At 73.6% G+C, this 17,544-nt stretch carries 16 protein-coding genes; 9 read left to right on the top strand and 7 right to left on the bottom strand.

Features of this window, described 5'->3' with window-relative positions:
• Positions 1–71: 71 nt before the first annotated feature.
• Positions 72–767: an alpha/beta hydrolase gene (locus tag ABT129_RS13595; RefSeq protein WP_351900407.1), complete on the bottom strand. Its 696-nt coding sequence runs from the start codon at positions 765–767 to the stop codon at positions 72–74.
• 204 nt (positions 768–971) lie between these two features.
• Between ABT129_RS13595 and ABT129_RS13590 the strand changes: the two genes are divergently transcribed.
• A complete protein-coding gene (locus ABT129_RS13590) occupies positions 972–1,430 on the top strand; it encodes a Crp/Fnr family transcriptional regulator (protein WP_351900406.1) in 459 nt (152 codons plus the stop codon).
• 128 nt (positions 1,431–1,558) lie between these two features.
• Complete coding sequence (locus tag ABT129_RS13585; protein ID WP_351900405.1) at positions 1,559–2,911, top strand: carboxyl transferase domain-containing protein; 1,353 nt, start codon at positions 1,559–1,561, stop codon at positions 2,909–2,911.
• 86 nt (positions 2,912–2,997) lie between these two features.
• Here the strand turns inward: ABT129_RS13585 and ABT129_RS13580 are convergent, their stop codons facing one another.
• Entirely contained in the window at positions 2,998–3,480 is a 483-nt protein-coding gene (locus tag ABT129_RS13580; RefSeq protein ID WP_351900403.1) for an SAM-dependent methyltransferase, read from the bottom strand.
• A 377-nt stretch (positions 3,481–3,857) separates the two neighbouring features.
• Between ABT129_RS13580 and ABT129_RS13575 the strand changes: the two genes are divergently transcribed.
• Positions 3,858–5,561 (top strand): FAD-dependent monooxygenase, encoded by a 1,704-nt coding sequence (locus ABT129_RS13575; RefSeq protein WP_351900402.1) that lies wholly within the window; start codon positions 3,858–3,860, stop codon positions 5,559–5,561.
• On the opposite strand, the gene ABT129_RS13570 is transcribed toward ABT129_RS13575, so the two are convergent.
• The 5 genes from ABT129_RS13570 to ABT129_RS13550 form a co-directional block, all read right to left on the bottom strand.
• The gene (locus ABT129_RS13570) at positions 5,538–7,181 is read right to left on the bottom strand and encodes a glycosyl hydrolase family 8 (protein ID WP_351900400.1); all 1,644 of its coding nucleotides are present in this window, start codon (positions 7,179–7,181) and stop codon (positions 5,538–5,540) included. The genes ABT129_RS13575 and ABT129_RS13570 overlap by 24 nt on opposite strands.
• Before the next feature lie 135 nt (positions 7,182–7,316).
• Positions 7,317–8,387 carry an AI-2E family transporter gene (locus ABT129_RS13565; RefSeq protein ID WP_351900399.1) on the bottom strand — a complete coding sequence of 357 codons (1,071 nt, stop codon included), beginning with the start codon at positions 8,385–8,387 and terminating at the stop codon, positions 7,317–7,319.
• A gap of 273 nt (positions 8,388–8,660) precedes the next feature.
• Entirely contained in the window at positions 8,661–9,410 is a 750-nt protein-coding gene (locus tag ABT129_RS13560) for a 4'-phosphopantetheinyl transferase family protein (protein WP_351900398.1), read from the bottom strand.
• A gap of 22 nt (positions 9,411–9,432) precedes the next feature.
• Positions 9,433–9,666 carry an acyl carrier protein gene (locus ABT129_RS13555; protein WP_351900396.1) on the bottom strand — a complete coding sequence of 78 codons (234 nt, stop codon included), beginning with the start codon at positions 9,664–9,666 and terminating at the stop codon, positions 9,433–9,435.
• Positions 9,667–9,731: 65 nt separating this feature from the next.
• Positions 9,732–10,592, bottom strand: a complete 861-nt coding sequence (locus tag ABT129_RS13550; RefSeq protein WP_351900395.1) for a class-II aminoacyl-tRNA synthetase family protein — start codon at positions 10,590–10,592, stop codon at positions 9,732–9,734.
• A gap of 540 nt (positions 10,593–11,132) precedes the next feature.
• On the opposite strand from ABT129_RS13550, the gene ABT129_RS13545 reads away from it, so the two are divergent.
• The 6 genes from ABT129_RS13545 (at position 11,133) to ABT129_RS13520 (ending at position 17,469) form a co-directional block, all read left to right on the top strand.
• Positions 11,133–12,329 (top strand): phytanoyl-CoA dioxygenase family protein, encoded by a 1,197-nt coding sequence (locus ABT129_RS13545; protein WP_351900394.1) that lies wholly within the window; start codon positions 11,133–11,135, stop codon positions 12,327–12,329.
• The gene (locus ABT129_RS13540; protein ID WP_351900392.1) at positions 12,311–13,645 is read left to right on the top strand and encodes a DUF6271 family protein; all 1,335 of its coding nucleotides are present in this window, start codon (positions 12,311–12,313) and stop codon (positions 13,643–13,645) included. The genes ABT129_RS13545 and ABT129_RS13540 overlap by 19 nt, the downstream gene beginning before the upstream one ends.
• Positions 13,642–15,414, top strand: a complete 1,773-nt coding sequence (locus ABT129_RS13535; RefSeq protein ID WP_351900391.1) for a condensation domain-containing protein — start codon at positions 13,642–13,644, stop codon at positions 15,412–15,414. The genes ABT129_RS13540 and ABT129_RS13535 overlap by 4 nt, the downstream gene beginning before the upstream one ends.
• Before the next feature lies 1 nt (position 15,415).
• Positions 15,416–16,681: an MFS transporter gene (locus tag ABT129_RS13530; protein WP_351900389.1), complete on the top strand. Its 1,266-nt coding sequence runs from the start codon at positions 15,416–15,418 to the stop codon at positions 16,679–16,681.
• A 159-nt stretch (positions 16,682–16,840) separates the two neighbouring features.
• Complete coding sequence (locus tag ABT129_RS13525) at positions 16,841–17,167, top strand: hypothetical protein (RefSeq protein ID WP_351900388.1); 327 nt, start codon at positions 16,841–16,843, stop codon at positions 17,165–17,167.
• A 113-nt stretch (positions 17,168–17,280) separates the two neighbouring features.
• Positions 17,281–17,469 (top strand): CsbD family protein, encoded by a 189-nt coding sequence (locus ABT129_RS13520; RefSeq protein ID WP_351900386.1) that lies wholly within the window; start codon positions 17,281–17,283, stop codon positions 17,467–17,469.
• The last annotated feature ends 75 nt before the right edge of the window (positions 17,470–17,544 follow it).

The following is a 17,544-nucleotide window of genomic DNA, read 5'->3' as shown; positions in this document are numbered from 1 at the left end:
CGACCGGCGGGCGGGAGGCCCGGGGACCGGACCGGAGCGGCGGGCGCGGGCCCGGGCCACGGCCTGAGGGGTCAGGCCCCGGTCTCGCGTACGGCCAGCTCGATCAGGTCGCAGACCTCGACGGGCCGGGAGGCGAGCGACGCGTGGCTCGCGTCGAGCTCGACCGTCTTGCGCGGGTTCATGCGCGCGGCCATACGACGCTCGTTGTCGGGGTGGATCATGCGGTCCTGGGTGGAGACCTGGTAGTACGTCGGCTTGTTCCGCCAGGCCGGGGCGGTGACCTCGTTGCCGAAGGTGGAGGCGAGCGGCGCCTTCTGCGTGACACCCATGACGAGGGCCTCCTCCCGGGTCAGGTCCTGGGCGAAGCTCTCGTGGAACTTGTCCTGCTTGATCCACAGGTAGCCGTCGGAGTCGGGCGCGATGTTCGCGAAGGCGGCCGGCGGGTGCTCCTGGCTGATCCCGCCCGGGCTCTCCCCGGCGTCCGGTGCGAACGCGGCGATGTAGACGAGTCCGGTCACGTTCGGCAGGTCGCCCGCCTCCGTGATCACCGCGCCGCCGTAGGAGTGGCCGACGAGGACGACGGGCCCGTCCACCTGCCCGACCATCTTCCGGGTGCGCTCGGCGTCGTCGGCGAGCGAGGTGAGCGGGTTCTCGACGGCGCGGATCCTGTCGTGTCCGCGCTTGTCCAGTTCGACGATGACGTTCGCCCAGTGGGCGGCTCCGCCCCAGAAGCCGTGGACGAGGACGATCGTGGGCTTGTCTGCCATGGGTTCCGTACCGTTCTGCGCGAGGGAGTGGATCCCGCCCCTGCTTGCGCCCCGTCACCCGGCGTCTCTCTTCGGGAGGGGGGCCGCACCGTGCGTCACGCTACGGGAGGGGTGGCCGCACCGCACGTCCGCCGGAGCAGACGCGCGCCGGGGCACCCTGACGGACACTGGGGGTGGGAGCCGAGTGTGCGAGGAGGGTCCGCCATGAGCAGTGCCGCACCCAAGGTCAGCACGTTGCCTCAGGAGCATCGGGAGCGCCTGATGGCCTTCGCCGAGGACGTGCACTTCGAGTCCGGTCACCGGCTGTTCGAGGAACAGCAGCACGCCGACCGGTTCTGGATCGTGAAGACGGGCGCGGTGACGCTCGACGCGAAGGTTCCGGGTCGGGGGGCGCCGGTGATCGAGACCCTGCGCCACGGGGAGCTGGTCGGGCTGTCGTGGCTGTTCCCGCCCTATCTGTGCCAGTCGGGCGCCGAGGCGATGACGCCGGTGCGGGCGCACGAGTTCGACGCCCCGGCCGTCCGCTCGATGTGCCGCGGGGACACGGAGTTCGGGGCGTCGGTCATGTTCTGGGTGGGCGCGATCCTGGCCCACCGCCTCCATGTGACCCGGGTCCGCCTCCTGGACCTGTACGCCCCGCACGGGAGCGGCATCCTGGCGTGAGCGCGGGGTGACGCAGGCCACGGAGGACGGCGCGCGGCCGAACGGTACGGTGGGGTCCGTACGACCCGGGTACGCCCGTCCCCGGCCGCACCTCCCCCACCCTCCGGCGACGAGCGGCGAGGCCACCGATGAGCGACCCCACGACGGCACGCGAGGCGATCGCCCTCGTCACCAGCGACGACTTCACCGAACTTCCCTTCGCCGAGGGGCCGTTGAAGGGTGACGGGCCGATCGACTGGCCCGGGTACTCCGCCGCGCACGCGCGCGCCGCCGACCGTACCGGCGAGACCGAGTCGGTGGTCTGCGGTACGGGCACGATCGGAGGGGTCGAGGCGGTCCTCGTCTCCTTCGAGTTCCGTTTCCTCGGCGGTTCGCTCGGGGAGCGGACGGGAGCACGTGCCGCCGCCGCCCACGCGCTGGCCCGCGCCCGGCGGTTGCCCGTGGTCGTCCTGCCGGCCACCGGAGGCAGCCGGATGCACGAGGGCATGCGGGCCCTGCTCCAACTCCAGCGCCTGGCGGGCGAGTCGGTCCGCACCAGGGCAGCCGGACTGCCGCAGATCGCCGTCCTGCGGGACCCGACGACGGGTGGCGGCTGGGCCACCCTGGGCGCGGGATCGGACGTCGCCCTCGCCCTGCCCGGAGCGCAGGTCGCCTTCGCCGGTTCCCGCGTCCGCCCGCCGGACGCGGACCCCGCCGCGTACACCGCCGAGGCGCAGCTCGCCCACGGCCACGTCGACGCGATCGTGGATCCCGCCTCGCTCCGCGACACGCTCGGGCGCTGGCTCTCCCTGCTGACCCGCCCCGCCGAGGGCCCGGTGACCCCGCCGCACGCGCTCGGCGCCCCGGACGCGCCGCCCGCCGCGAGCGGCTGGGAGGCGGTTGCGCGGGCCCGGCATCCGGAGCGCCCCCGGGCCGCCGCCTACCTCGACGCGCACTTCACCGTCCGCGAGGAGATCTCCGGCGACCGCGCCGGGGGCGTCGACCCGGGCATGCGGTGCGGCTTCGGACGGCTCCCCGACGGTCGTACGGTCGCCTACGCGGCGCAGTGCGGGACCGCGACCCGCCCGGCCGGCTTCCGTACGGCGGCGCGCCTGGTGCGCCTCGCCGACCGGCTCGGCATCCCCGTGCTCACCCTCATCGACACGCCGGGAGCGGCCAACGACCCCGAGGCGGAGCGGGCCGGCGCGGGCCCGGCGATCGCCGACCTGTTCGCCGCGGTCGCCTCCGCGCGCGTCCCCCTCGCCTCCCTCCTCGTCGGCGAGGGCGGCTCGGGCGGCGCGCTCGCCCTCGCCGCCCCCGGCAACCTCTGGGCCACGCCCGACAGTTACTTCTCGGTGATCGCCCCGGAGGCCGCCGCGTCCATCCTCAAGCGCCCCCCGGAGGAGGCCGCCACGACCGCGGACCACCTGCGCCTGCGCCCTCGGGACCTGGTCGAACTCGGCGTCGCCCGCGGGGTGGTGGAGGCGGCACCGGAGTCCTGAGAGCCTGCACCCGGCTCGTGGCCCCGGGCTTCCGGCTCCCGGCGTTCGCCTCCGGGCTCCGGGGCTCCTGGCTCCTGGCTCCTGGCTCAGTAGTAGCGGCGCATGATCTCGACGGCCCACTCGGGCTGGGAGGTCGGTCCCTGGGGGCCGAACTCGGCCATGTACGGCTTGATGTCGAGCACCGGCGTGCCGTCGACCGCGTCCAGGCCCTGCACGTGGATGTCCAGTCCGTCCGTCCGGAGCAGCCGGCAGCGGGAGACGCCGATGCGGTTCGGCCGGTTCTTGCCGCGCTGGGCGAAGATGCCGACCAGCGGCCACTCGGTGTTGCCGCGCGGGTGGCGGGCGCCGGTCTCGACGGCCTCGGGCCGCACCCGGTCGAAGTGGTAGACCACCTCCAGGTGCGAGAAGGCGTCGAGACCGGCCAGCGCCTCGGGGCCGAAGACCGCCGCGTCGATCCGGACGACCGAGACGACGTCGCCCCACTCGTCGTCCCGCACCTCGCCTCGCCCGCCGACGACCTGCCCGACCGGGTGCGAGACGACCGCCGACGGGGTGCTGTCCTGGGCCATGGGTTCCTCGTCCTCTTCTCGCGGGACGCGCGGCCCCGTCCGTGACCGGGGCCGGCAGGACCCCCTGTCCGGGCACGCTACTCCACGGTGATCGGCCGTCAGATGCCGGGGCGCCGGCCGGGATCCGGGGTCTGCCGGGGGGTGCCGGAACGTCGCGACGACCCGGAGACCGGGGCCGAACGGTCGCCGCCGGCCGGGGCGGTGGTGGCGTCTGAGCCTCCGACGTCTCTCCCCGGCCCCGTGCGGGCTCGTCGCTCATGTCCGGGAGGGGGGCCGGGCACCCTCCCCGGTTCCGCACCGTTCGCCGAACCGGCGGCGGCGGGTGACCATGGAGTACGGGGACCGGGCCGGAGGCCGGCGAGGACTGGGAGGCACCCGTGGCGCACACCGGGACCACCACCGACGTACTGATCGTGGGAGCGGGACCGGTCGGCCTGAGTGCCGCGGCCGAGCTCCGCCGTCAGGGGGTGGGCTGCCGGATCGTCGACCGGCTGCCCGCGCGTCTGCCGTACGCCAAGGCGGTCGGCATCCAGCCGCGCACCCTGGAGCTCTGGGACCGGATGGGCCTGGCGCGGGCCGTCCTGGAGGCCGCCGTCCCGATACGCGGCCAACTGACGTACGTCAACGGCACGGAGGCGACGCGGCTCGCCCTGGAGCTGCCGCCGGAGGTGCCGTACGGGTTCGCCGCGCTGCCGCAGTACGAGACCGAGCGGCTCCTGGAGGAGTACGTCACCGGGTTCGGCACGGCTGTCGAACGCGGCACGGAACTGGTCTCCTTCACCCAGGACGCGGACGGGGTCACCGCCGCGCTGCGCACCGCATCGGGCGCCTCGGAGGAGCTGCGGGTCCGCTATCTGGTCGGCTGCGACGGGGCGCACAGCGTCGTGCGCAAGACGCTGGGCCTGTCGTTCGGGGGCGGCGCCTTCCCGGAGACGTACATGCTGGGCGATGTCGTGGCCGAATCCGACTGGGAGCTTCCTCCCGGGTACGCGCTCCGCTGCGAGCACCGTGCGGCCGACGGTTCCCCGGTCGACGTGCTCGTCTGCATCCCGTTGCCGGGGGCCGGCCGCTACCGGATGTCGATGAAGGTGCCGCCCGAGCCGGCCGGAGCGGCCGGAACCGATCGCCGGCGGGCCGACGGCGCGGCCCCGCCGGACGGGATCGTCCACGGCCTCGACGGCGGGCGCGGACCCGGACTCCCCGACCTCCAGGCCGTCGTCGACCGCCTCGCCCCGCGCCCCGCCCGGCTCTCCGACCTGCGCTGGTCCTCGGTCTTCCGGATCAGTCACCGCATCGTCGACCGCTACGGCGAGGGGCGGGTCCTCGTCGCGGGCGACGCCGCCCACATCCATCCGCCGACCGGCGCGCAGGGCATGAACACCGGTGTCCAGGACGCCGCCAACCTGGGCTGGAAGCTCGGTCTGGTGGTGCGCGGCGAGGCGGGGCCCGCGCTGCTCGGCAGCTACGACGCCGAGCGTCGTCCGGTAGGCGAGGAGGTCGTCGGCCGGACCGTCCGGCACTCCACCCAGGGCTTCGGGAACGACCCGGGCGACCGGCGGTCCCTGCTGCTGCGTGAGGCCCAGCTGCTCGTCGGCTACCGGGGCGGTCCGCTCTCCGGCGTCCCGTACGGCCCGCCCGGCGCGCCGCAGCCCGGTGACCGCGCCCCGGACTGCGCCGGGCTGACGACACCCGTCGCCGCCTACCCGCTCCGGCTGCTCGACGTCCTGCGCGGCCGGCCGGGGCACGTGGTCCTGCTGTACGGGTCCGACGCCGCCGAGCTGGGGCGGGCGGCGGCGGACGCCGCACGAGCCGCCGCGGGCCCGCTCCCCCTCGCCGTCCTCGTCGTCCTGTCCCGGGACGCGGGGGCCGGGGACGCCCTGCCCGCCTCCCTCGGCGTCCCGGCGTACCGGGACGCCGCCGGGGAGTTCGCACGGCTCTACCTCCCCGACGGCCCCACCGGTCTCGTCGTACGCCCCGACGGGCAACTCGCCGCCCGGTTCCCGCTCGACGGCACCGCGGCGGCCCTGTCCGGCTGCCTCGGGGCGCTGTCCGTGCGGCTACGGGACCCAGTGGTTCCCTGAGGCGGTGATCATGACCTGGAGCTGGATGCTCGCGGAGAAGTAGCTGCCGGTGTCGATCGGGGTGGCCAGCATCTTGTTCCACAGGGCGTCCAGCCAGGCCTGGCTGCCGGGGTCGGTCATCGCGGCCACCGCGAACGGGGCGAAGTAGGCGGCCTCGCTGCCCGCCGAGATCTGGGTGCCGTTGAGCCTGTACCCGATGGCGATCTTGTTCGGGTCGCCGCCGGTCTTGGTCTTGATCCAGCTGTTGAGCTTCCGGGCGGCGGCGAGCGACGTGGCGTCACCGCTGGTCACCGCGTCGTCGGCGATGCGCCACGGGGTGCGACAGGCGTTCCACCAGTACGCGCCGTCGTTGGGGTCCTCCAGGACCTGCCCGGGGGCGGGCCTGGGCGTGGTGTTGGTGTCGACGACGAAGTCGGGGAGGAGTCCGGTGCCGGAGGCGTAGGTCGACTGGAGCCGGGAGATCTGGGTCTGGTGGGCGGTGCGCACGGCGTCCCAGGTGGTGTCGCCGGAGGCGGTGCGGAAGGCGCGGAAGTGGTCGACCATCCAGTCCGAGGTGCGGGAGATCCAGTAGTACTGGTCGCCCGAGCCGGTCCAGTCGCCCAGCTTCAGGAGCTTGGTCGTCGGGTTGAGCTCGTCCTTCTTGATCGCGGCGATGTGCTTGAGCGCGAGGTCCTTGTAGTCGTAGGTGCCGGAGCTCCCCCACTGCTTGTCGGCGAGGAGCAGGCCGTAGGCCACGTCCATGTCGCCGTCGGTGGCTCCGTCGCCGCCGTTGACGCTCCTGCAGGCGGTGTCCTGTTCGGCGGCGAGCAGGTTCGGGTTGATGGAGGAGGGGTGGTCGATCTTCCACTTGACGAGGCCGTCGAAGATCTTCTTCGCGTCGGGGTCGGCGCCCGCCATGGTGGCGGTGACGACCATGCCGTAGCCCTGCGCCTCGGCGACGTACGGGTGGTCGGCGTCGGGCGAGATGATCTGGTACCAGCCGTTGCCGCAGTTCTGCCGGACGAAGGCGGACTTCCAGCGGTTGTAGTAGTCGACGACCTTCTGGTCGTTGGCGGCCCGGGATCCCGAGGGCTTCAGGATGCCGGCGGCGTAGGGCTTGAGGTGGCTGCCGAAGGGGACGGCGGCCGTTCCGCCTCCGCCGCCGGCGGGCGCGCCGTACACCTCGAACTCCCAGAGGGAGTAGCCGTACGGCGTGCCTCTGCCGGTGCCGTGCATCCGGACGTAGCGACCGCTGCCGGAGACCGTCAGGTCGTCGGTCGCGCCGTCACCGGCGGTGGTGGAGTAGACGTCGGACCAGGTCGATCCGTCGGTCGAGGTCTGTATCTTGTACGTCTTCCCGTACGCGTCCTCCCAGTTGAGCTTGACGCGGGAGATGGTGTGGACGGCTCCGAGGTCGATCCGGATCCACTGCGGATCGACCCCTTCGAGGCTCGCCCAGCGGGTGGCCGCGTTCCCGTCCACCGCGAGACCGGCCCCGAAGGCCGAGGTCTCGACGGACGAGGCCGTCACCGCTTTCCCGGTGGACACCGGACCGTCGGCGGCCTGTGCCTGCGGCAGCGCTGTCAGGGGTACCGCCAGCAGTCCGGCGAGCCCGAGAAGCGAGACGCTTCGTCGACGCATGACAACTCCCTTTCCCTCCATGGCCAATGGTTAGGAAATATTCCTAACCATTGGCCGGGAGAGTAGAGAGAGCCGATCTCCCGCGCAAGACCCCGCACGACAACCGGGCCCGCCCCGGCCCTGACTGACGTCTCGTCAGCCAGTCCCCACCGTCGCCCGCCGGGCGTCCCGGAGCGCCGTGTGGACCGACCAGACCACCGAGACCAGGGGCACGGCCACCACGGCGCCCACGATGCCGGCGGCGATCGAACCCGCGATGACCGAGATCGCCACCACCAGGGGATGGAGCCGGACGGCCCAGCTCATGACGAGCGGGTGCAGCAGATGCCCCTCGATCTGGCCGATCACCACGATCAGACCGACCACGATCGCCGCCACCAGCGGTCCCTGCGAGGCGAGCGCCACGACGGCGGCGACCGCGAGGGCGATCGGCGAGCCGATCAGCGGGACGAACGCGGCCAGGAACTCCAGCAGGGCCAGCGGCACCGCCAGCGGAACCCCGAGGAGCCAGAGCGCGACCCCGACCAGGATCGCGTTCACCGCCGCGACCAGCACGATCCCGTGGGTGTAGCCGGTGAAGGTCCGCCAGGCCGCCCGCCCGCCGATCGTCACCCGACCGCGCACCGAGCGCGGCAGCTGTTCCTGGAACCAGCCCCACTGCCGATCGCCCGAGTGGATGAAGAACACCGCGCAGAACAGCGCGAGGGCCAGTGTCGTCAGGACGGCCACCACATGGCCGGCGCCGCTCACCGCCTCGCTGACCAGGGTCGAACGGTGGCTGGAGAGGAACTCGCCGATCCTGGACTGGAGGCCGGTCAGCGCCCCCGGGTCCAGCCGGAAGGGCGGCTGCTCCAGCCAGTTCTCGATCCGGCCGATCCCGTCCCGGAACTCGCGCACGAGGGTCGTCCGCTCCCCCGCCACGGCCTCGCCGACCAGCGTGAGCACGCCGAGGACGACCGCGATGCTGCCGAGCAGGGTGAGGGCGACGGCCGCGGGCCGGGGCAGCCCCCGGGCGACCACGTCGGCGACGGGCCGCAGCAGCGCGGTGATCACCAGGCCGAGGAAGACGGCCACACCGATCTCGTGGAAGCGGCCGAGCACCGCGAAGAGGCTGTAGACGAGCACGCCGACGATCAGCAGCCGCCAGGCGTAGGCGGCGGCCGTGCGGAGGAAGGGGGTCACCGTCGGCGGTGTGCCTGGCTGCATGGCGTACGACCTACCACCGGGGAGGCGCGGCCCCACACCCGAGGCCCGACATTCGCCCGACACGCGCGCGGCATTCGGCCGACCGGGTCCAGAGCGGCCCGCGTGGCCGGAGACGGCGGCGGGGAGCCCGGGCGTGGGGTGCGACGGGGCGTCGTCGACGCGGCCGGCGGAGGCTCTTCTAGCGGGAGGCTCCGCCACGACGGCGCACGGCCGCGGCGGGCCCGGGGCCCGGAACCGCCGTCGCCGGAACCGACGCGGAGACCGGGACCACCGTCACCGGAACGACGCGGAGACCGGAACCACCGTCACCGGGGCCGACGCGGAGACCGGGAGCACCGTCACCGGGGCCGTGCCGGCCACCGCCACGACGGCGCCTCGGTCCCCGTCCGTCCATTCGAGGAGGTGGAGGCCGTCCTGGCCGAGGAGGCCGTCGTCCGGGCCGGTGAAGTCGGCCCGCCCCGCCTTCAGCAGGGCTTCCCTGCGCACCCACAGCCGGAGCAGCGCCGGGCCGGGGTCGGGCCGGGCCGTGGCCTCGGCGAGGGCCGCCTCGGGCAGCAGGCGGCGAAGGACCCGCAGGGGGCCGGGGCGGCGCGTCGACGGCTCGACGTCGACGCCGACGGCGCCCGGGCCGACGGCCGCCGCGACGAGGCCGTCGGCGTGGCTGAGACTGACGCCCACGCCGGGACGGCCGGGCAGGTACGGGCGCCCGTGGCCGTCCCGGCCGCAGTCGGGGCAGCTCTGGGCCGGGGCCGCACCGGCCGGCGGGAGTCCGGTGTGGAGGGCGGCGCACAGCCGGACCAGGAGCCGTGACGCCACCACGTCGTCACGGCGGCTCGGCAGCCGTATCCCGGAGAGCCGTCGCCGCTCCCAGGGCGCGAGCAGATCCTCGTGCAGGTCCGGGTGGTCCAGGACCTCCCGGGTGGTCGCCACGACGACGGCCGTGCGCGGGCCGGGGCCGTCCGTGCCCGAGGCGACGGCGCCCGGCTCGGTCGCGTTCCCGCCCGCTCCCGGGCCGAAGGTCATCGGACGGGGGCGGCGCGGTCGCTCATCCGGCGGCGGCGCTCAGGAAGCGCTCCTGGACGCGGCCGAGCGTGCGGAAGTCGTCGATGGTGACGTCCTGGAGGTCGATGCTGGTGCCGGAGAGGTCCTCCAGGAGGTCGATGAACTCCAGGAAGTCCATGGAGTCGATGAGACGGGCCTCGATGAGGTCCTCGTCGACGTCGATCGGGCCGTCGAGACCGGGGTTCTTCTCGTGAAGCCACGCGGCGATGCGTTCCATGGGGAGGGGTCGCTCCTTACTGCGGTACGGGTGGACGTGGGGCGGGCGCCACTGCCGTGGCGGGGTTACGAGAGGTGGGCGTCGCGGAGCCGGTCCAGGGCCCGCTCGGGCGTGCCGTGGGTGAGGATCATGGCGTGGACCCAGCGCTCCAGGCCGAAGGCGACGCAGGCGCTGTACGCCGGTCCCGCCGAGCCCGCGCTGATGTCCAGCCGCTCGCCGAAGAAGTTCCGGTGGCGGTTGACGGAGGCGATGGCGGTGCCGTCGGGCGCGCAGAACTCGTGCTTGACCGGGTCGAGCGCCATCAGCTTGGCGCGGGATCCGCCCTTGTCGTAGAAGGGGTCGTCGGCCACGGCCCGCTTCAGTTCCAGTCCGAGGCGCGCGGCGGCCTCCAGGATGAACTCGGCTCCCCGATCGAGGTGTTCGACGGAACCCTCCTTGGTGCCGAGGTACAGGACCTCGCGCATGTGGAAGCCCCAGAGGCGGCGCAGACCGTCGTAGTGGGTCTCGTTGCGGAAGCAGCGGCCGGCGGCGGAGAGACGGAGGCCGTCCTCGCCGACGTCCCGGCCCTCCAGGGAGAGCAGCAGTCCGTAGCAGGTGGCGGACGGCAGCAGATAGCCGGTCGGCCGGAGCGGCAGCTCTCCCGGCGCCTCGCCGGCGGCCAGGCCGTCGAGCGCGCCCGGCTCGAACCGCCCTGCGGAGACGCCGAGATGGGGGAAGTTGCGGAAGAAGTCGAGCTTCGCGAGACCCTCCACGGACAGCAGCGGCGGGCCGACGACCTCGGGTGCGGAGAGCCGTGCGGCCAGTCCGGTGAGCAGGTCGTCCAGACCGCGCAGGAGCGCGGTGCGGACCGGGTCCAGGGTGATCAGGCCCGCACCTGGGCTCTTCAGGCCGCCGTCCGGCAGGGCCGTGGCGCTGGGTGTGGTCATGGAATCCGCTCCCTCTGGGGCGTGGACGAACAGTCAAGGGTGTCGGCCGGACGGGCGGCACGGGCCGGCTGTGGCATCGTCGCGGTGGTGCGTACGAGATCCCCCGTGTACGCGGGTACGTGCGACCGTCCGTGAGCGTGGTCACCGTTGACCGCGACGCGCGGCGAGGAGGCCGGCTGATTCCCCGTCAGGACCGGACTGCGCATGGGGACACTAGGCCAGCCGCGAGGCTGTTGTCTAGACCAAAGCCGCCGTGTCGACGATCTTGTGTACGTCATGTGACGGCCACCCTCCCGACACAACTCCGCATATTGAGATGACACTTGACACCAGCTATGGTCTAAACCAATTCTGCTGAACGACGTGGCCACGCACCCGCGTCACGTCGAGCCGTCCGTCCATGCCGTCCGCCACCGGCCCCGCGCCGGGGGTCGCCCCGTGCTGTCCGCCGACCGAGGAGAGCACGGGCCGCCCCTCCCGGCGCCCGCGCCCGCCGCCGAGCCGAATCTCCTCCCCCGACTCCCGTTTTGGAGGGACCACATGACGACACCCGCTCCCCCTCGCCCCCGCCGCCCCCACCTCCACCGGGCCGCGTCGGACCTGCCGTACTTCAGCGCGGACGGCGAGTCCTACCTCGCCCAGACCACCCTGCGGGAACTGAAGAAGTCGCGGCCCCTGCGGGTGCTGTCCGAGGAGGACTTCGCGCACTGGCAGACGTACGGATACGTCATCGTCCGGGAGGCGGTTCCCGCGGAGAGGGCGAAGCGACTCCTCGACTTCACCTGGGAGTTCCAGGGCCTCGACCCCGACAGGCCCGACAGCTGGTACGAGGACCGCCCGTTCCGTTCCGAACTGGACCAGCAGCTGCACGTCTACGGCTTCGTCGAGGCGTACCACCACCAGCTCCTCTGGGACAACCGGCAGTCCCAGCGGGTCTACGACGCCTTCGTCGACGTCTGGGACTGCGAGGAGCTGTGGGTCACCCAGGACCGGCTCAACCTCAACCCGCCCAACGTGAGGAACCGTGACCGTGCCCTGATCGAGCCCACGGACCGGGGCTTCGACATCGAACTGCACTGGGACATCGACACCACGCTCGGCGTCCCGCCGCAGCGGGTGCAGGGCATCATCGCGCTCAACGACACCCGGCCCGAGTCGGGCGGCTTCCAGTGCGACCCGGAGCTGTTCCGGCGGTTCGAGGAGTGGAGGATCGCCCAGCCGTCCGACCGCGACCCCCTCCGGCCCGCCGTGGACCGCGCGGAGTACCCCGTCGTCCGTCCCGACCTGCGCCCCGGCGACCTGCTGATCTGGAACGGCCTGCTCGCCCACGGCGTGGCGCGCAACGTCTCCCTGGACCAGGTGCGGGCGGTCCAGTACCTGTCGATGATGCCGGCGCTCGAAGAGCACGAGCGGCTCAGGAAGTCCCGCGTGGACTCCTGGCGCCATCTGCGCACCCCGCGCTGGAACCGGACCCTGGTCGGCGACCCGGTGCTCCACGAGTCCAAGCGGTACCCCACGGCCACCCTGAACGAGCTCGGCAGCCGCCTGCTCGGACTCACCTCGTGGAAGGACACCGGCGCCGAGGCGAGCACGGGCACGACCACGGCCACGGCCACGGCCGGCGTCAAAGAAACGGCCACGGGCGCGGGCACGCCCCACGGCACGCCGCCCGCCACCGCCGCGCCCGCCGCCGTCCCCGACCAGGGCGGGGAGCCGGCGTGCGCCGTGTCTGTCTGACCCTGCCCACCAACCGGGCCTGCGCCGCGACCATCGGGGCCGTCGCCGAGGAGGCCGCGTACGGCGCCCGGCGTTTCGGCGTCGAGGTGCACCTCCTCGTCCTGGACTCCTCCGGCCCCGCCGTGCTCGCCGAGCACCGCGCCGCCGTGGCCACGCTGCCCCGGGTCCCGGGTGTGGTCGTGCACCACCTGGACGAGGACGAGCAGAGGGCGTTCCTCCAGGGGGTCGTCGCCCGGTCCGGCGTCGCCGCGCCGGAGCGGGTGCTCGATCTGATGCTCCCGTCGCGCGTCTCCTACGGGGCCTGCACCAACCGCGCCTTCCTCTTCGCGGAGGCCCTCGGCTGCGCGTCGGTGCACCGCCGTGACTCGGACAGCCGCTACCAGTACCTGGACGGCGAGCCGGTCTTCCCCCTCCACCACGAGCTCATGACCCTGGGCCGCCGGGCCGCCGACGTCTCCGGCCTGGTGTCCCGGAGCCGGCTCGACCCGGCGTGCGCGGACCGGCCGGTGGCCATGGTCGGCGGATCCTTCGTCGGCGAGATGTCCGTGGACGTCGCGGAGATCCGCCGGCTCGACCCGGCCGTGTACGAGGACGTCGTCGGCCTGTCGGTCCCCGCCGGCTACCCGGAGATCTGGCGCAGGAACCTCATCGAGGAGTCCTTCCGGGGCGCCGGAACCGCCGCGTTCGCCGGCGATCTCTCCACCCTGACCAGCGTCAGCCCCACCCGCGTGGACATGTGCAACATCGCCTTCGACCGCGAGGTCTACGGCCGGGTGCCGCTGCCGCCCGCCACCGACACCATCGGAAGCGACTACTTCCTGATCCACCTGGTCCAGGACGCCCGCCTGCCGGGCGTCCTGCACAACCGGCACATCGTCAACTTCCATACGGGCGAGCGCCGTTCCGACGAGGGATTCCTCGCCTACCAGGTGCGGTTCGCCAAGTTCCTCCTCTCTGCCCCGCACTTCGACGCCGTCTACGCGGGGCTGAAGAAGGCCGGTGACGCGCTGCTCGACGCCGAGGGGCACGTGAGCGCCTCCGCCGTCGCCGGGTTCGTCCGGGACGGCGCGCGCGTGGATCCGGCGGAGAACGCCGGACGGTTCGCCGTCCTCGACCGCTCGTTCCGCAAGCTGGGCGGGCGTTACGCGACGGCGGCGGACGTCCTCGCGGCCCGCCGCGACCGGCTCGTCGACGAGGCCCGGCAGGACATGGAGGAGTTCGCCCTGTTGACCGACGTCTGGGAGGCCCTGGCCCGGGCGAGCCGTCGGGACCACCGCCCCGCCCTGCCGCAAGCGTCCGTGAAAGGCATCGCATGAGCCGCCCCCAGCCGAGGAGCACGCACACCGTCACCGTCGCGTACGCGGGCGGTGAGGCGCGCCGGGGCCCCGTCACCATGGGGCAGGCCAACATGATCCGCTGCATGCTGCGGGACGAGCCCGAGCACATCAACATCCACGATGTGTGGCCGGTTCCCGAGGGGACCGGCACGGAGGCGGTGATCGAGGCGCTGCGCGCGCTCGCCGTACGGCACGAGGCCCTGCGTACGACCTTTCCGCACGGCCCGGGCAGCGCGCCCGGCGAGCAGGTGGTGGCACCGGCGGGCGCGTTCACGGTCACCGTCCTCGACCACGACGCGTTCCCCGGCCGACCCGCCGCGTACGCCGAGTCCCTGGCCCGTGGCGCACGGATCGAACGTTTCCGTCTGGACCGGGACTTCCCCCTCCGGATCTCCCTGGTCACCCTGGCCGGGGCGCCCGCCTTCGTGACCATGGCGGCGAGCCACGCCGTGACCGACGTCGGCGCGCTCGCGGTCCTCAAGGCGGAGTGGCTGAGCCTGCTCGCGGGCGAGTCGCTTCCTCCCCTCGCCTCCCTCACCCCGCTCGACCTGGCCACCGAGGAGGCGACGCCCGCCGGGCTCCGCAAGTCCGGGGCCTCGCTGCGGTACTGGGAGGGGATCATCCGCACCGGTCCCCAGGCGATGTTCGCGGAGCCGGGCGCCGGGGGCACCGAGGTGGCGACACCCCGGCTCACCCTCCGGTCGCGGCGGGCCGCGCGGGCCCTGGCCCTGGCGGCCGAGCGCACCGGCAGTCCCTCGGCCACCGTGCTGCTGACCGCCTGGTGCGCGCTCGTCGCCCACCGGACGGGGCAGCCCGCCTGTGTGGCCGCCGTCCCGACCTCCAACCGGTACCACCCCCGGCTCGCGCGCTCGGTGAACACCCTCTCCCAGGACGCGCTGCTCTCCCTCGACGTCCGGGTGCCGAGCTTCGACACGCTCCTCAAGAAGGCCTGGGGGGCGGCCCTGAACGCCTACCGGCACAGTCAGTTCGACGCGGTCGCCCTCTGGGAGATGATCGGGCGGGCCACCTTCGAGCGCGGCAGCCAGTTCGCGCGCGACGTCGTCCTCAACGACGTGAGTTCGCTCCCCGACACCGTCGCCACCGTCACGTCGGGCAACCCCGAGGACGCCACCGGGCCGGACCTCGAACTGAGCTGGGGACCGGACCAGGTCCTGCCGACCCGCGTGCTGACCTTCGTCTACGCGACGGATCCGCTGGTCCACCTCTCCCTGTGGGCCGACCCCGCGCTGTTCAAGCGGGACGAGGCGGAGGGCTTCCTCACCGGTCTCGTACGGCTCCTGGAGGCGGTCGGCGCGGCCGACGTGCCGCTCGCGTCGCTCAGCGGGCTGACGGGGGTGCACCCGGTCGAGCGCGGGCCCCGGTGGTGCCGGGTGGACGGCTCCTGGACGTCGCCGCCCCTCGTGGCGGAGGCCCTGAGCGGGGCCCTGGGCGGCCTGCCCGTCCACGTCACGGCGGACGCCCCGCACGAGAGCGGGAGCACTCCGCCCGAAGAGGCCGCCGGTGACACCGCCGCGCACCTGACCGCGTACATCGCCGCCGGCTCCACCCCGCTGACCCCGGCGGGGGCCCACACCGCACTGATGGACGCCCTCCCCGGCCGCCCGGGAGTGCTGGCGCCGCGCCGGTACGTGATCGTCCAGGACCCGCCGGCGGAGGCGGACCGGAGCAGCGCTTGGCTCCGTCAGCAGATTCTCAGCGAAGGGACCGGCCGGGACCGGCGGATGTGACATGACGATGGATGAGGTAACCGCGCGGCGGGAGCAGAGCTCTCCGCCCAGCCCGTGGCGGTCGAGTCGCTTCCGGCTGTTCTTCACGGCCCGCAGCACCTCGCTGCTGGCCGACGGCATGCTGATGGTGTCGCTCACGACCGCCGTGCTCGGGGCGGGGTACGGGGCGGGCGGCGTGGGATACGCGCTGGCCGCCTGGATGGCGCCGATCGTCCTGCTGGTCCTGTTCGGCGGCGTGCTCGCCGACCGGTTCACCCCGCAGGTGATGATGGTCGGCGCGGACGTGGTGCGCATGGTGGCCATGCTGGCCCTGGCGGTGCTGCTGGTCGCCACGGACATCCGGCTGTGGCAGATCATGGCGCTGCTCGCGCTCAGCGGCGCGGCGACGGCCATGTTCCAGCCGGGGCTGGCGAGCCTGGTGCCGCAGGTCGCCGAGGACATCCAGCGGGCCAACGCCCTGCTGCGGATCTCCGAGGCGATCTGCACCCTGCTCGGCCCCGGCGTGGCCGGTCTCCTCGTGGCCTACTGGGACGTCGCGGGGTCCTTCGTGGTCATCGCGGCGGCGTACGCGCTGAGCGCCCTCGGCCTGGCGCCGCTGCGCAAGCTCGGCACGGCCCGGGACGAGAGCGACGAGCCGATGCTGCGGCGGCTGGCCACCGGATGGCACGAGTTCCGCTCCCGCGCCTGGCTGTGGGGGGTCATCGCCGTATGGGCGGTGTACGGCCTCTTCGTCTTCGGCCCGGCCCTGCCCCTGGGCGCGGCCCTGCTCACCGAGCAGCACGGAGCGAGCGGGTACGGCTGGATCGCCTCGGCCGACGGCGCCGGGACGATCATCGGCGGTCTGCTCGGCATGCGGGTCCGCCCGCCGCGCCCGCTGGTCGCGGGGGCCTGCGCGATGTTCTTCTTCACGCTGAACCCGTTGGCACCGGCCCTCGGCTGGTCCTTCACGGTCACGGCGCTCACGGGGGTCGTGGCCGGCTGCGGGTTCGCCTTCTGGGGGGTGATGTGGGCGACGAGCGTGCAGACCCACATCCCGCTGGCCGTCCTGAGCCGCGTCTCGGCCTACGACGTCGCCGGTTCCATCATGGTCATCCCGCTGGGCCGCGCCCTGGCCGGCCCGGCGGCGGACTCCTTCGGGGCGGACCGGGTGCTGCTCTTCTCCTCGGTGATCGGTGTCGTCCTCATCGGCGTCATGCTCTGCGTCCCGGCGATCCGGGCACTGGGCCGGGCACCCAAGGAGGCGGCGGCCGTCGGCGGAGGCGGCTGAGCCGGTGCGGGACGGGGCCGCCGGTCCTCCACCGGCGGCGCGGCCCTTTCTCGGAGATGCTGGACGAAGGACGTACGCGGGGATTCCCGGGCGCGGGCGAGTCGAGGAACATGTGTTCCAGTACCGACCGGTGACCGGACCGCTCGACGGGAGCTCGTCATGCACGAACCCAAGCTCACCCACCAGGAACGGAAGCTCCTCGAAAGCATCGAGGAGGGCCTACGGGGCGATGAGACCCTCGATCGCGAGCTGCGTTCCTTCGGGCACGCCCCCGCGCGCCCCGGAGGCCGGTGGAGCACGGTCCTCCGGCGCCGTCTCGGCTGGTGCACCGCGGGGCTCGGCGCCGTCTGCGCCGCGCTGTTCGTCCTCGCCGCCGTGTCGTCGTCCGCCGTCCCCCTGTGGTGCTTCGCCGCCGTGTGGGTGGTCACCGCCGTGTGCCTGATCCGGCTGGTGTACGTCGGGGCGGGGGCGCGCCGCCGCCGGTGACCTCGCGGGCCGGGCCGCCGCATGATCCCCGGTGACGGGGGCAGCCGCTGGTGGAGGGCCTGGATCCCCGGCCCTCCAGGACGATCTGTTCGCCCCACGAGAGGAAGCCGGCCATGCGCAAGAGTTCCGTGCAGAAGGGCAAGGGCAAGATCAAGGAGACCGTCGGCAGGATGACCGGCGACTCCGCCCTGGAGAGGGAGGGCAAGGGCGACCAGCTGGCGGCCAAGGCCCGCAAGGGGATGGAGAAGGTGCACGAGAGCGCGCTGAGGGCCCGCGACGAGATGCGGCGACGCGCCTCCTGACGGACCTCGCGACAGGCCCGCGCCCGCGCCCCCGTCGTCGCCGCGCGGAGACCGACGACCCCGCCGTCGGTCTCC

The sequence above is a fragment of the Streptomyces sp. NPDC002057 genome, from assembly GCF_040296665.1.
Lineage (GTDB): Bacteria > Actinomycetota > Actinomycetes > Streptomycetales > Streptomycetaceae > Streptomyces.
Note: the sequence above shows the minus strand (reverse complement) of the source record. Positions and strands in the feature narration are given on the sequence as shown.

Bases quoted from the DNA above. Each gene is read 5' to 3' on its own strand.
- ABT129_RS13595 (WP_351900407.1), bottom strand. From the start codon at position 767: ATGGCAGACAAGCCCACGATCGTCCTCGTCCACGGCTTCTGGGGCGGA.
- ABT129_RS13590 (WP_351900406.1), top strand. From the start codon at position 972: ATGAGCAGTGCCGCACCCAAGGTCAGCACGTTGCCTCAGGAGCATCGG.
- ABT129_RS13585 (WP_351900405.1), top strand. From the start codon at position 1,559: ATGAGCGACCCCACGACGGCACGCGAGGCGATCGCCCTCGTCACCAGC.
- ABT129_RS13580 (WP_351900403.1), bottom strand. From the start codon at position 3,480: ATGGCCCAGGACAGCACCCCGTCGGCGGTCGTCTCGCACCCGGTCGGG.
- ABT129_RS13570 (WP_351900400.1), bottom strand. From the start codon at position 7,181: ATGCGTCGACGAAGCGTCTCGCTTCTCGGGCTCGCCGGACTGCTGGCG.
- ABT129_RS13565 (WP_351900399.1), bottom strand. From the start codon at position 8,387: ATGCAGCCAGGCACACCGCCGACGGTGACCCCCTTCCTCCGCACGGCC.
- ABT129_RS13560 (WP_351900398.1), bottom strand. From the start codon at position 9,410: ATGACCTTCGGCCCGGGAGCGGGCGGGAACGCGACCGAGCCGGGCGCC.
- ABT129_RS13555 (WP_351900396.1), bottom strand. From the start codon at position 9,666: ATGGAACGCATCGCCGCGTGGCTTCACGAGAAGAACCCCGGTCTCGAC.
- ABT129_RS13550 (WP_351900395.1), bottom strand. From the start codon at position 10,592: ATGACCACACCCAGCGCCACGGCCCTGCCGGACGGCGGCCTGAAGAGC.
- ABT129_RS13545 (WP_351900394.1), top strand. From the start codon at position 11,133: ATGACGACACCCGCTCCCCCTCGCCCCCGCCGCCCCCACCTCCACCGG.
- ABT129_RS13535 (WP_351900391.1), top strand. From the start codon at position 13,642: ATGAGCCGCCCCCAGCCGAGGAGCACGCACACCGTCACCGTCGCGTAC.
- ABT129_RS13530 (WP_351900389.1), top strand. From the start codon at position 15,416: ATGACGATGGATGAGGTAACCGCGCGGCGGGAGCAGAGCTCTCCGCCC.
- ABT129_RS13525 (WP_351900388.1), top strand. From the start codon at position 16,841: ATGCACGAACCCAAGCTCACCCACCAGGAACGGAAGCTCCTCGAAAGC.
- ABT129_RS13520 (WP_351900386.1), top strand. From the start codon at position 17,281: ATGCGCAAGAGTTCCGTGCAGAAGGGCAAGGGCAAGATCAAGGAGACC.